Genomic DNA, 12,322 nt, shown 5'->3' on the forward strand with positions numbered 1-12,322 from the left:
ATAACCAACAGCAAAAGTTGTACCATTGCCGAAGTCATAAGCAGCTCCAGCCATTACACCACCGTTAGTGATATTAGCGTTTACGTTACCGCAATCATCCAAAGTGTTGGAAGGACCGCCATATACACAAGCTGTTGTGAATAGAGCACTACCATCAGTGTTGTCACCAACCATAAAGGTTAAACTATCACCAAGTGGGAAAGTGTATGAAACTCCATCAACTGTTAGTTGATCTCCGCCTGAGTTACCGTCGAATTCAGCTACACCAGCAGAATTAGCATTACCAGCATCTAAAGAAACGTCGAGTGAATCTTCACCTGTAAAACTTGTGTTTAGGTCGATTTGGAAGCTGTAACCCGCAGTAACGATGTCATCAGCATCGTTAAGATCATCAGGTGTTGGAGATGTCTCATCATCAACTGCACCGATGTACATGTCAGCACTGAATGAAGCAGTTGTTGTTTCAGAAAAACTACCAGCTTCAATTTCATTAATTCTTACTTCTAATCCATCAACACGGCTGTTTGTAACAGCTAGTTCTTTTGGATAGAACTCACTAATGTTCTGTACTTCTTCAGAAGAAGAGTAACCAGAAACTTCAGCAAGATTAAGCTCATTTGCTGTTGCAGACATAGGAGCTAAAAGGCCTAATGTCGCAGGAGCAATAAGCAAGCTTTTGAAAAGCTTCATAAATTCCTCACACAAAAATTTAAAAGGACACTTTAAGATAGTGTATTTTTGCCCACAAAATCAAGTAACAACAGCTACATTTTCGAAAATAATGTGACAGTTTTTTGATTGTTACATTAAAAATTTGCTACAAAAAATTTATTAACTATTGAATTGATTAGCGAAAATAAAAATTTAAATATTGATTAAGAGTTTAATTTAAGAATTTTAAGTTGATTAAACTTTTTTTGAAATTTTGAATTTAACCTCTGTGGTTTTATATTTTTTCTTTTTAGTGCTTCCAACTGAATCGACGTACCATCCAGAAGCTAACCTAGTATCGATTTCTTCGTAACTTTCGTTGCGATTCATTTTATTCATAGATTTTTTTTTATAGTCCATTAAATTCTTCAAAGAAAACTTTATAGAAATATAGCACTAAAAAAATTTATTACATTTAATACTCTCTGAATATATTTATTACATCATCTTATTTCGTAGTTTTTATAAGTAACAAGACTTTTGAATTCTATAGAAAAACGAAAAATTTCAAATTTTAAACCTCAACAAAAAAATTTCTTAGTTATATTTTCTAAAACCAAAATACCTGAGGAGCACAAGGTTAAATGACTCAAATTAATTTAATTGTTAATTCTCTACCAAGAGATCTCTTAGAATTTGCATTTTTCTTAGCAGTAGGATTTACTGCTGGTTCAATAGGATTAATATAATTAATCAACTTAATTAATTAATTAAGCCCCTAACACCATCAAATTAATCATTCAGTGTTTACAATTTTTTTAAATTGTATTTTTGAAGAAAATTACCTAAGCAATGTAAAAAAATTCCCGAGGATAATAAAAATTCGAATATTTCTTGATCATTCCTTATTTGCTCTGTTGTAGAAGCCCAAGAAATATCAAAATAAAAATAAAAAAGTGCCACAAATAAAAAATAAAGAGACAATTTTTTATTCGGTAAGGCATTAATATTTTTAAACTTTCTCCAACCAAACCAACCAAGGAAAATACAACTCACTTCGAAAACCGGGTCTAATAAATAATTATGAAAAAAAGGTAAATTATGAAAATTAGTTTCTCCTTGAACATTTAACTCAGAAATAGTAGCGATTCCGATTCCAGTTAATCTCTCCCCCCAGCTTATTTCTTCTCCTGCAATTACAAAAGACAAAAAAGCTATTAAAAGCCAAATAATTGAGTTAACCTCTTTTTTTTTCTTTTGCCTTATAAAAATAAGAAAAGCGAAAAATGAAGCTAATAGGTATTCAAAAAACTGAATCCATTCAAGAGGGCCGTCTTCACTTCTAAGCCAGTCAAACCAACTTATTCCTATCAAATTTTTCCCATAAGGGAATATATAAACGAAGCCGTATATAAATATCAAATAATAAATGGGGAACAAACTTACCTCTGTATTAATTGATCCGAAGGGAGTTTTAATTTCTTTAGACATTTGAAATTAGTAATTATCGATCTTATTCGATATTTAATTTTAGATTAAGCATATTATCTCAACAAGTTTATTAAAAATTGGAAATCTTTTTAATAAAAAAAATTTGAAAAAATAAAATATAAATTTAAAATTTTTAATAAGCGAACGCTTTCAAATAATGATAAAAAAAAACTTTAGTGAAAAATTTTGCGAAAATTAGTAAAGTTTCAATAAAAAATCGTTTTTTATCAAACAATTTTAGAAATTACTCTTTTATAGATGCTTGCAATGAACTAAGATCTTATAAGCGGGGCGTGGCGCAGCTTGGTAGCGCGGGTGCTTTGGGAGCACTAGGTCGCAGGTTCGAATCCTGTCGCCCCGACTCTTAAAAACCAAGTCATACTAGCGAGTTACCCAGACTCGCTTTTTTATTGAAAAATCTGACGGCAGCAAGAGCCGTCAAATTGCCGTCAAATTTAGATTTGCATAAAATATATTTCGTTGATTTTTAAAAAGGAAATTTCTAATATTAGGTAGTCTTTAAAAAATAAAAAATGAATATAAAAAGATCTTTTAAGTTAATTTTATTTATCGTATTTTCGCCCATATATATAGAAACTCCAGTTTTTGCTATGACATGCTTTAACTCTGGACGTCAACAAGTTTGCTACGACAACTATACATATGATTATGATATCCTCGACCCAAACTGGTACATTGCGGGAAGTTGTTCTAGAAATCAGCTTTATAAAGTACTTGATATTTCCCTAAAAGAGGCTCAGAGTTGGCACAAATCACTTTGCAGTGGATGGGGCTTTTAGTAAATTTGATATTTAAACTCTATTCTATTTAAAATCCAAAACTACTTAATCTCTAATTTGCCGTCAAATCGCCGTCAGATTAACAATAGTTTGAAAAGAAAATAAAGAATAATTTAATAGGAACTTGTCATAAGCTGTAGACATAGTGCCCTACTGGAGTTGTTAAGTGCTTTGGGAGCACTAGGTCGCAGGTTCGAATCCTGTCGCCCCGACTCTAATAATCCAAGTCACAGAAAGGTTTCCCAGCCTGTCTTTTTTATTGGTTGAAATATGACATATTAGTATTTATGTCATATTTATGTCATATGCCCGTCTTTGCTTAGTTATTCGTAGATATTCTTAGTTCTTCAATATATTTTTTCAAGGATAAACCTCTTAAAAGATAGGTTGATTATATTCACGGTGCAGTTGGCGAGGGTTTTTGGTGCAGCTTTACCCCTTTTTTTGTTCCTAAAACCGCACTATTAATTTAATAAAAGTAGGAGGACAATAAAGGTGTAGATATAGGGGGTCTTATGAAACTCATTACTCCTTTCACAATCCTCAATCAAAACTTCCACGAAATGGATTTGATTAGAGAAGCAATGAACCAGAGAAGATTAGCAACCGAAAGATTGCATGAAGACTATAGAAAAATGTATATAAACCACCAATTTGCTTATTAACCTTTAATGGAATCTTTTACAGAGCTTTGGAATAATCAACCAAATACAGTTGTTGGGGTAGGTTTAGCAGTATTAGTATTGTTTGGAATATATATAAAATTACTCGATATATATAAATAGTCATTTTATTTGTAGCGCCTCCGCTTCCCTCAATATTTGATTCTTTAAAAAAACAAGCGCATCTAGTTTTTCTTCTTTTTCTTCAAAATTTTTAAATTTCATTTGTGCAATTTCAACAATTGCTTTATCAACATTTTTAAGTCGTTTCTTAATAACTCTTTTTGGGCTTTTGGTTGATTCCATTGGAATTGCCTTTTTTCTTTATATTCTCCTTATATTCTTTAAAAGCAAGTCCCTTACTTTAAAATAAGGTTAAATTTTCAACTTTTTGCAAGTAGTAAGCGTTTCACAAAAAAACAGCTAATGATAATAGATTTTATTTAAGATATAGAAACAAATTTTGGGAGGATTAAATGTCTATCATTACCGATAATACAGTGTTAGTACATATTTACAGCGGTTTAGAATCCAAAAATAAAGTAACTTTAGGTTTATTGGTTGCCCTCACTGCAGAAAAAAACGACCATAAAGTAACTCTTTTTCTAGCAGGAGACGGGGTACAAATATTAAATTGCAAAAAAGCTGGTGAAATAGTTGGTCAAGGTACTGGAGATTTATATGATCATCTTCAAAATTTAAAGAAATCAAAAGTTACCATATATGTTTCAGGTATGTCTGCTAAATCTAGGGGTTACGATGAGAAGCTATTAGATGGATATACAGCAGAGTTTGTGATGCCGGATGTTCTAGTTGAAGAATCAATTAAAGCAGATAGCGTACTTTGCTATTAAAAAGGGAGTTAACTTCTCCCTAATTAGATCGACTGTCAATCAAAAAAATTATGTCATATTTATGTCATATGAGGGTATATTTGTCAGGATAAACTACGCAAGATTACGCAAGAAAATAGATATAGCGTGAAAACGCAGTGCTCGCTTTGGGGCGTCGAGTGCTTTGGGAGCACTAGGTCGCAGGTTCGAATCCTGTCGCCCCGACTCTTAAAAACCAAGTCATACTAGCGAGTTACCCAGACTCGCTTTTTTATTGGATAATTTTGACGGAAAGCGATTCCGTCAAAAATCCGTCAAAGAATTTTTAAATCCAAAAGTAATATAATTTAAATGGAAGTTTCGTTACTTAATATGCGTAAGTTTTCTTCAGTATTATTTTTTCCAATAAGCCTTTTTTAGCTTCTTCTTACTTTATTCCTGAGGCAAAAGCATCATGTGAATACTGGACAGATAAATTTGGCACTAGTCATGAAAAATGTGTTATTGGAATTTTTACTGAATACAAAAGAAGGTTTAGAAACGGCACGAGAACCAAAATGGTTTGCGATAAAATAGGTTACTCTACTAATTGCAAAAATTATACAAATGGAAGATTAATTGGGAGTCAGTCCTGCGATAACTTTGGAGTAACCGCTTCATGTCGTTATAAAGATTCACTAGGGAGGGCTTATAAAGCTTGTGATTATTACCAATTTACTGGCTGGCAATGCAGAGATTCTTTTTATTAATCCTTTTTTTTTAATAAGTTAATTTCATAGTTACTAAAGTTTATTCTATTAAATTCTGTAAAAATTCCGTCATATATATCATTGTTTATCCTGACAAAAAATGCTGAAAGAATGATGAAAGAAACAATAGAATTCCAACTTGAACACTGTAAGTCTAAACTTGATTTTTACCCAACTAGGTAAATATGATTTTTGTATAAATCCATGTTTTAAAAGGAATTCAAAATTAATTTTTTACCAAATGATATTAAAAGGTTTTTTAAAAATAATAAGATTAATTATTACCTTTTTTATTTCAATAATCTCGGTATACATATTAGGGGTAAGTATAAGTTATTTAATAGATTTTATTGATCCTCTTTACTCATTCATATACTCTATTCCGAGATTCATCCTTTATCCCACATGGCTTTGTTTATTAATTTATATATTTTATAGACTTATCAGATTTTATAAACCAATATCTTTTTCCTTCAAAAAGTTTGCTTTTACAATATTAATATGGATAGCATTAATTGCTCCAAAAATTATATATGAATCTTTGTATCCTATTCACTCTCAATATGTGGGATATAGGTTTCATCGAGATGGGTTTTTCCCTGGCAAAGTGATTTTCAAAAAAGACAAAGTAACAATAAATGATTTCAGAGATTTCTATATGCAAGATCATATTCGCAGCTCTTTGGATATTACCTATTCCGATAAAAAATTATTTGATGAAGAGGTGATTCGACTAAAAAAGATATCTAAAGTTCCACCTCTTAATTCTTGTCAATATAAGGTATTAGATCTTTATGAGAAAGATCCGCTTGAAATTAATAAATTTTCTAAGGTTGATATATTAGAAGTGGATAAAAATGAAGTTTTTTTCTTGATGATCCCATTTGGGGAACCAAAATATGGGGTATGTTTCTGGGAAAATCAATATCAAATAGTTGCAATAAATCCAAAAAATAAAAATATTCTATACATAAGGGAACGTTATTCTTAACTTAAACGCTGTAAGTATTAATTAATCCTTTTGTGGTTATCACCATTCTCCATTTCTTTTGGCACTGCAATAATTCAAATCCTCATTGGGCCCGTCATGTGTGCATTTCTTCTCGCGTGTCTCGATGTTGAAAGAGTAAGTGGGATATTTTTTTGTATTTTCCGATTTTGCCTTTATTAAATTATTTTCATCTCCTTTGCAGTTACCATCTAGAGGGAAAAGCCGATAACCAGGAAGCTCAACTTCTGAGAATGTATAAGCCAGGTCATTCTTCGATAATGCCTCTAAGCATTCCTTCGCAATATTCCTAACTGTATTTCGGGCTGCCGATGATTTAGCTTTATTTTGCACATTTATAAACTGAGGAATTGCAATAAAAGGAAGAATTAAAATAATTATTATTGGTAAAAAAAGTTCTACAAAAAATATTGGCATAAAATCAAAGATTCAAAGTCTAATTTCAAACTTAAGTTTAGATCGACTTTCTTGAAAAAAATATCAGATCACCGACCTAGTTAAAACAAGGTACTACGTCGCATGTTCGATTCCTGTCGCCCCTATCAGTTATAGCGGTATGTCTCGAGTAATAGGATATTCACGAAAATTATTGTTTCATGCAAATTTCACGCAAAAGTTATTTCGTTAAGGATAATCCGCATAACTTTAGAAGATAGTCAGGTATTTGGTTCTTCCAGACTTATGACGTAACTTTCAAACGGTTTTATGTCGCCCGTTTTTTAATTCAAGGAGTAAGCGTTTCACCTTGGAAGTATTCTATTTAATTCGGGATATTCAATTTTTAATTCTTCTATAAATGCATCAACAGTCTTTGATATCTCGTCAGTAGTATCCAAAATAGAATTTTTATATTTTAGATATTCGGAAACTTGAAATAATTTCATAGTTGATTTTGTTAAAAGTAATGTTGCAAGAGGAGATTTATCTGCCAATTTAGTTGAAGGAAAATATTTTATTGTTTCAGGATATGTTTCTTCCATATCCTCAATATAGTTTTCTATCTTTTCGATTAATTCATTATATTTTGTTGATAAAAACTTTTTGGTATTTAAATATTCAAACCCTGCGAATAAAAAACCAATAGGAAAACTTAAAAATAATATTGAAAGAGAAAGCCTAAGAAGATTCTGGGAAAATTTTTCCATAAAAAAGTAACTAATTTCCCTTATTTTAGATCGACTGTCAAATTGAATCTCACGCAAAACTCATGCAAATTAATCTAAATTAGTCCGAATTAGACCACAATTATTTTTATAAAAGTATTGATAGCAAAATAAGTCTCAGTTATGGATTCAATCTTGCGGGTGCTTTGGGAGCACTAGGTCGCAGGTTCGAATCCTGTCGCCCCGATCAGTTATAGCAGTAAGTCTCAGCTAATAATATATTTAACCTAAAAAGCAGAGTGCCCAAAAAGTGCCCAAATAATAATGAGTTATAATTTTGATTATGAAAATATTCCTCAAAAAATTTCAATTTAAATGGTGGAGCTGGGAAATTGATGCAATAAAGATTTTAAATTATTTTATTATTATTTTGGCTTTCTTGCCCATTCTTCCTTATGAGAAGAAAGATGGGAAATTAATTTCTGTAATTGGTTTTGAAGCTAGAGAGAATAATTTCTATATTCTTGGTGATTTTTCATTAATAGATACAAATTCTGAGGAAAGGTTAAAATATGAGGTTCAAAAAACAAATAAAGTTCAAGAAAATAATTTAAGTATTTTGGCCGAGATTGGAGAATATCTAGAAAAAAATGGAATTGTAAATAATGAAAAATATAAGAACTATCTGGATTCAAAAAATTACAGCGAAGAATTAAAAACCTGTCTTATTTTAAGAAATATGCTTATGAGTAATACGGTTGTTGATTCTAAGGTAAGAAGAGTACTCCATGATTATGTGCCATCTCCAGTACCTGCTATCTGGGTATTAAGAATATTTATTCATTATATTTTGGATTATTTAAGTACTCCTTACTTCACCTCAGAGATGCTTGAGAGAGGTGCCAAAAAATGTAGTGAATTTGAACATCTTTGGCCATCAGAAAAATATCTTGATTTGACTTTTGAATAAATAAAGATATTGAAATTAATTAAAATTTTTTATTCATGAATAAGTTTTCTAGAAAAATTAAAGAGTTTTTAGCTTTTCTAATTGGTGGTTTCTCTACTTACTACGTTTTAACTTCATTAGGAGATTTAACCTATAAATTTTTCCCGGTAATCCCAGCGATAATATTATCATTTTCATATATCTTTTATCTTTTTCCTTATTCTCTTTTTCAAAAGAAAGCTTTTGATACGAAAGGGTATTTATTAAAAAAATTATTTCCTGCTTATATAATCCTTTTCATATTTATGATTATTGAAAAAGTTAGATAAATTTTTAATGTGCCCAAAATGTGCCCATAAATTATTTTTGAGTCCTATCTAGACACTATTCAAAACACTGAATTAGCTGATGGCAACGTAAGTCTAAGTTGTAGCCTTATTATTGCGGGTGCTTTGGGAGCACTAGGTCGCAGGTTCGAATCCTGTCGCCCCGATCAGTTATAGCAGTAAGTCTCAGCTAATACCTAATTCACGCAAATAATCACTTCACGCAAAACTCACGCAAAGTAGATTTTTATATCCTGAGGACATAAAAGAAAAGGCCGTATGAACGACCCACAGGCAACCTCTCAGGAAGAACCCATTTAGCTCTTCATTATTACTAATTATTCATTTAATATTCGTCATTTGGATTATCTACAAAAAAGGAGCATTTAGAATTAGATGTTTGATCATCACAATAAAAATTCCCCCTTAACTCACGAATCTTTTTAGGTGGGTAATTTCTTTTTCTATTAGGGTTACACAAAATGCAGATTTCAAAAGGGTAATATTGAAGGTCTTTTGTTTCTGCAACATATCCAAATAACTTATATCTGCGATTTTTATTATTTTTAGGTATTGCTTCTACTGCAAAACAGCTATTACTTACATAAGTGTATGTCTCTTTTTTATTGCCAAATCTTTCCCATCGAGTTTTTATTTTGGCAGATGGAATTGGTTTGATTTCGTAGCCATCATATTTTACAGAAAAAAATGGAATATCTTTGAAATGCGTAGATTTATTGTATCTCCATCTGTTATTACAAACCTCAAACCCTCTCTTTAATCCTTTCTGTACAGAAACCTTCTCAGAATATATCCTTCGATAATCAGCCCAATACAGAGTTATTCCAGTTATGAGAATGAAAAAAATATACCAATAAATTGAAATTCCTTTTTTAAAAAAGTTTTTTGAATCTACATTTTTAATCTCATCTTTCTTTTTCGAATTTCGATCTCTATAAACAGGCTTTCTATAATACTTACCATCCTTATCGTATGGCATAAAAAAGGATCTAATTGCTCTTTATTGTAGATCCAATGTCAAATGAAGACTCACGCAAAACTCACGCAAAAATAATAAAATTCTACTTAATCAATAAAATATAAGCATTCGAAACAACTGCTAATACTTAAGTCTCAGTTATAGCCATGTTTCTGCGGGTGCTTTGGGAGCACTAAGTCGCAGGTTCGAATCCTGTCGCCCCGATTCAGTTATTGCAGTAAGTCTCAGCTTATAATAATTTTCCCTCAAATGGATAATATGCAGTTAATTTAAGATGCCCATTTGCAAGGTTTTGAGTATTTTTTATAAATTTCAGCATGACCTTCTTTGACTAATAATTCTTGAAGGTTTTCTCCATTAAAACTTAATTCACCCACAGTTCTTCCATACTTATCTTCAGTTACCCTTCGAATTGAAACTTTCTTACCCTTAATCTTTTCATTTAAAAAATTTTTAGCAGCTATTGCTTGATTTGGCTTTGCTCTTTTTCCTCTTATTTCAGGCGTATCAATACAAGCTAATCTTATTTTCTCTCCTTCAGTGGAAGTACAGGTATCTCCGTCATAACAACCTTTAATTGTAATTTCACCAATCTCAGGTTTATTTGATTTTCTCCCTAGAGCCTCACAAGCTTCCCCATCGTTATCCCTATCAAGATATGAATGTCCTGCTTGAAGAAATTTTTGAGCTTTTGACCAATCGCCAATATCCGCACATCTCTGCTTCTCTCTCTCTAATAAGGGAATTTTTTTACAGTCTGGGAATGCAGTAGCTTCAGACTCTTCATAGATACAAGATATTTCGCCACTATCGAAGTCATAGAGGAATGAGGGTTGATTTTTTAAATCTTTAGGGATTATTGAAACAATCGAAAATTTCTCATTACCAGAACATTTATTACTGCCTTCATTATCTAATTCATAACCTATTAAGTTTGAAGGAGTGAATATTAAATCTCCCCTAAGATAACTTTGACTCTCGCATTCGATTTTTATATTCGAAATAGCATTTGCAGCTATTACTTTTTCTGCTTTTCGAACGACTTCGAGAAATCTCGGGAAAGCGACAATTCCAAGGATAGATAAAACCCCAAAAACCATTATTAACTCAATTAAACTAAAGCCTTTATTTGATCTTTTTAATTTTTTAAATGAATACAATTTAAAAATGTTTTTAGAAATTTTAACTTAATCCAAAACAATTTTTAAACTTGTTTTATTTTAAATTCCCTCATATTTCCCTCAAATAAATATTATAAAGTTTATTTATGTTGTCTAAACGCAAGATTTAGGGTTATTTTTTAAATTTCAGTAATTATTTAAGAGGGGGATTTGAAAGTTTTATTTGCTTTATTAAATAATTAATTAAATTCTTTTTAAAAAATAATGAACGTCATCAGGATCAAGAAATGCAATGTATAAAAGAATCATCGTCAAACTAAATGTCCTAACGGGTATCAACAAATATATAAAGATATGAAAAACAATTCCTATTGGCATTAACCAACTGTGCCAACTTTTTATAAAAAGACCAAATGCTAATAAATATAAAAGTAAAACAGTTAAAAGAGATATTAATAAAATAATAAATCGTAAACCTTCCCAAGGTAAGTAAGATCCGAAATAAGCACTCTGGAATATTTGTTCAAGTCTTTCATTAAAGTCTAAATAACTTTTATCTATGGCTGCAAAAAAATATACTACTGCGACTTGTAATCTTATTAAATTAAGAGCCCATACTTGACCGATCTCTTTAGGGATAATATTTTTTTGATCTTTTATTTTAGATATTGCTATATATCTATCTAAAGAAAAAGAATTACCACTAGGCAAAAAACATAACCATGTCAATGACATAGCAATCAGGGTTGCAGGATAAGTTCTGAAAGTAAAATAATTATCTTTTACTCCGAGATAAAAAACCATAACATTCAAAACTAACGCAAGCCCAACATTGGAAAACTTGGTTCTCCATCCAATACAAAGCATTCCAGAAAATATAAAAAACATTAACCCAAGCAAAAACCAATCAGGAGATTGAAAAGTACGATAAATTATTAGACGATTAGCAAAGCAAGACCACGCCAAAAATACTAAGCCAATTCTTAAAACAGCCGAAGAACGAGTTGAAGCATTTATATTTAAATTTCTTTTAACCAATGATAAAAAAGGCATTCCTATAGTTAAATATTCTCTTTAAAATAAATCTTTTTTTTTGTACAAAAAGGTTTATCATTGTCTATTATTATTTTCCAGCCTTTTCTTCTCTGCCCACATTTGGATTTAACATATAATATTTGACCTTCTGGTATTAATTTGCACATCTGTTTGGCTTTTAGCTTTACCTGTTTGGGGTTTCTAAGATTTCTAATTTTTCTTGGTGCATCCAGCCAATTATCTGATTTTATAAATTCATATGGATCTAAACTTACAAAATCTATATTATTTTCTGTTATGTAATATTTAACGTCACAAATATTTCTGCCCCATCCTGTATACATTCGCCAAGGTCTTAGATATTGATTAGAACTTCCCAGAAATTGGCGTGAAACAGGGCCAATTAACATTCCTGAAAAAGCAGTTATAAAAATAAATAACCTAATTATGAAAATAGAATTAATTTTTTTTATTTTAAAATCTCAACTAATTTAAATTATATGAATTCTTGATGCCTTAGATAATTAAAAATTAATAATTAATATTTTTTATCATCTTATTTTAAGAATTTCCCTCAAATGTCCCTCAAATGA

16 protein-coding genes, 1 tRNA gene and 1 pseudogene are annotated in these 12,322 nt (G+C 30.7%); 7 read left to right on the forward strand and 11 right to left on the reverse strand.

What is annotated here, in order from left to right; genetic code table 11:
- From JJ844_00005 to JJ844_00015, 3 genes are all read right to left on the reverse strand, one after another.
- Nucleotides 1-690: carbohydrate porin (locus JJ844_00005; GenBank protein ID MBO6974062.1), on the reverse strand; the 690-nt coding region annotated here is incomplete at its 3' end.
- A 216-nt stretch (nucleotides 691-906) separates the two neighbouring features.
- Nucleotides 907-1,071: a hypothetical protein gene (locus JJ844_00010; protein MBO6974063.1), complete on the reverse strand. Its 165-nt coding sequence runs from the start codon at nucleotides 1,069-1,071 to the stop codon at nucleotides 907-909.
- Between the two features lie 387 nt (nucleotides 1,072-1,458).
- Nucleotides 1,459-2,142 carry a pectate lyase gene (locus tag JJ844_00015; protein ID MBO6974064.1) on the reverse strand — a complete coding sequence of 228 codons (684 nt, stop codon included), beginning with the start codon at nucleotides 2,140-2,142 and terminating at the stop codon, nucleotides 1,459-1,461.
- A 287-nt stretch (nucleotides 2,143-2,429) separates the two neighbouring features.
- On the opposite strand from JJ844_00015, the gene JJ844_00020 reads away from it, so the two are divergent.
- The 3 genes from JJ844_00020 (at nucleotide 2,430) to JJ844_00030 (ending at nucleotide 3,607) form a co-directional block, all read left to right on the forward strand.
- Nucleotides 2,430-2,503 (forward strand) — tRNA-Pro (locus JJ844_00020).
- Nucleotides 2,504-2,675: 172 nt separating this feature from the next.
- Entirely contained in the window at nucleotides 2,676-2,942 is a 267-nt protein-coding gene (locus JJ844_00025) for a hypothetical protein (GenBank protein MBO6974065.1), read from the forward strand.
- Nucleotides 2,943-3,457: 515 nt separating this feature from the next.
- A complete protein-coding gene (locus tag JJ844_00030; GenBank protein MBO6974066.1) occupies nucleotides 3,458-3,607 on the forward strand; it encodes a hypothetical protein in 150 nt (49 codons plus the stop codon).
- 120 nt (nucleotides 3,608-3,727) lie between these two features.
- Here the strand turns inward: JJ844_00030 and JJ844_00035 are convergent, their stop codons facing one another.
- Nucleotides 3,728-3,910, reverse strand: coding sequence for a hypothetical protein (locus tag JJ844_00035; protein MBO6974067.1), 183 nt, complete (start codon nucleotides 3,908-3,910; stop codon nucleotides 3,728-3,730).
- A gap of 170 nt (nucleotides 3,911-4,080) precedes the next feature.
- On the opposite strand from JJ844_00035, the gene JJ844_00040 reads away from it, so the two are divergent.
- From JJ844_00040 to JJ844_00050, 3 genes are all read left to right on the forward strand, one after another.
- Entirely contained in the window at nucleotides 4,081-4,458 is a 378-nt protein-coding gene (locus tag JJ844_00040; GenBank protein MBO6974068.1) for a DsrE family protein, read from the forward strand.
- A gap of 536 nt (nucleotides 4,459-4,994) precedes the next feature.
- Nucleotides 4,995-5,186 (forward strand): hypothetical protein, encoded by a 192-nt coding sequence (locus JJ844_00045; GenBank protein ID MBO6974069.1) that lies wholly within the window; start codon nucleotides 4,995-4,997, stop codon nucleotides 5,184-5,186.
- A 607-nt stretch (nucleotides 5,187-5,793) separates the two neighbouring features.
- Entirely contained in the window at nucleotides 5,794-6,177 is a 384-nt protein-coding gene (locus JJ844_00050) for a hypothetical protein (GenBank protein MBO6974070.1), read from the forward strand.
- 39 nt (nucleotides 6,178-6,216) lie between these two features.
- Here JJ844_00050 and JJ844_00055 read toward each other — a convergent pair whose 3' ends face one another.
- Together JJ844_00055 and JJ844_00060 are read right to left on the reverse strand one after the other, a co-directional pair.
- The gene (locus JJ844_00055; protein ID MBO6974071.1) at nucleotides 6,217-6,612 is read right to left on the reverse strand and encodes a hypothetical protein; all 396 of its coding nucleotides are present in this window, start codon (nucleotides 6,610-6,612) and stop codon (nucleotides 6,217-6,219) included.
- 323 nt (nucleotides 6,613-6,935) lie between these two features.
- A complete protein-coding gene (locus JJ844_00060) occupies nucleotides 6,936-7,340 on the reverse strand; it encodes a hypothetical protein (GenBank protein ID MBO6974072.1) in 405 nt (134 codons plus the stop codon).
- 301 nt (nucleotides 7,341-7,641) lie between these two features.
- On the opposite strand from JJ844_00060, the gene JJ844_00065 reads away from it, so the two are divergent.
- Nucleotides 7,642-8,268 carry a hypothetical protein gene (locus JJ844_00065; protein ID MBO6974073.1) on the forward strand — a complete coding sequence of 209 codons (627 nt, stop codon included), beginning with the start codon at nucleotides 7,642-7,644 and terminating at the stop codon, nucleotides 8,266-8,268.
- Nucleotides 8,269-8,919: 651 nt separating this feature from the next.
- Here the strand turns inward: JJ844_00065 and JJ844_00070 are convergent.
- The 5 genes and pseudogenes from JJ844_00070 to JJ844_00090 all read right to left on the reverse strand — a co-directional run bounded on the left by JJ844_00070 (nucleotide 8,920) and on the right by JJ844_00090 (nucleotide 12,139).
- Entirely contained in the window at nucleotides 8,920-9,573 is a 654-nt protein-coding gene (locus JJ844_00070; protein MBO6974074.1) for a hypothetical protein, read from the reverse strand.
- Between the two features lie 269 nt (nucleotides 9,574-9,842).
- A complete protein-coding gene (locus JJ844_00075) occupies nucleotides 9,843-10,166 on the reverse strand; it encodes a thermonuclease family protein (protein MBO6974075.1) in 324 nt (107 codons plus the stop codon).
- 24 nt (nucleotides 10,167-10,190) lie between these two features.
- Nucleotides 10,191-10,673, reverse strand: a pseudogene (locus JJ844_00080) (excalibur calcium-binding domain-containing protein).
- A gap of 264 nt (nucleotides 10,674-10,937) precedes the next feature.
- Entirely contained in the window at nucleotides 10,938-11,747 is an 810-nt protein-coding gene (locus tag JJ844_00085) for an HTTM domain-containing protein (protein ID MBO6974076.1), read from the reverse strand.
- Nucleotides 11,748-11,755: 8 nt separating this feature from the next.
- On the reverse strand, nucleotides 11,756-12,139 hold the full coding sequence (locus tag JJ844_00090; protein MBO6974077.1) for a hypothetical protein: 384 nt from the start codon (nucleotides 12,137-12,139) through the stop codon (nucleotides 11,756-11,758).
- Nucleotides 12,140-12,322: the final 183 nt, after the last annotated feature.

The organism is Prochlorococcus marinus CUG1435 (assembly GCA_017644375.1).
Classification (GTDB): Bacteria; Cyanobacteriota; Cyanobacteriia; order PCC-6307; family Cyanobiaceae; genus Prochlorococcus_A; species Prochlorococcus_A marinus_AH.

Bases quoted from the DNA above. Each gene is read 5' to 3' on its own strand.
- JJ844_00010 (MBO6974063.1), bottom strand. From the start codon at position 1,071: ATGGACTATAAAAAAAAATCTATGAATAAAATGAATCGCAACGAAAGT.
- JJ844_00015 (MBO6974064.1), bottom strand. From the start codon at position 2,142: ATGTCTAAAGAAATTAAAACTCCCTTCGGATCAATTAATACAGAGGTA.
- JJ844_00025 (MBO6974065.1), top strand. From the start codon at position 2,676: ATGAATATAAAAAGATCTTTTAAGTTAATTTTATTTATCGTATTTTCG.
- JJ844_00030 (MBO6974066.1), top strand. From the start codon at position 3,458: ATGAAACTCATTACTCCTTTCACAATCCTCAATCAAAACTTCCACGAA.
- JJ844_00035 (MBO6974067.1), bottom strand. From the start codon at position 3,910: ATGGAATCAACCAAAAGCCCAAAAAGAGTTATTAAGAAACGACTTAAA.
- JJ844_00040 (MBO6974068.1), top strand. From the start codon at position 4,081: ATGTCTATCATTACCGATAATACAGTGTTAGTACATATTTACAGCGGT.
- JJ844_00045 (MBO6974069.1), top strand. From the start codon at position 4,995: ATGGTTTGCGATAAAATAGGTTACTCTACTAATTGCAAAAATTATACA.
- JJ844_00055 (MBO6974071.1), bottom strand. From the start codon at position 6,612: ATGCCAATATTTTTTGTAGAACTTTTTTTACCAATAATAATTATTTTA.
- JJ844_00060 (MBO6974072.1), bottom strand. From the start codon at position 7,340: ATGGAAAAATTTTCCCAGAATCTTCTTAGGCTTTCTCTTTCAATATTA.
- JJ844_00065 (MBO6974073.1), top strand. From the start codon at position 7,642: ATGAAAATATTCCTCAAAAAATTTCAATTTAAATGGTGGAGCTGGGAA.
- JJ844_00070 (MBO6974074.1), bottom strand. From the start codon at position 9,573: ATGCCATACGATAAGGATGGTAAGTATTATAGAAAGCCTGTTTATAGA.
- JJ844_00085 (MBO6974076.1), bottom strand. From the start codon at position 11,747: ATGCCTTTTTTATCATTGGTTAAAAGAAATTTAAATATAAATGCTTCA.
- JJ844_00090 (MBO6974077.1), bottom strand. From the start codon at position 12,139: ATGTTAATTGGCCCTGTTTCACGCCAATTTCTGGGAAGTTCTAATCAA.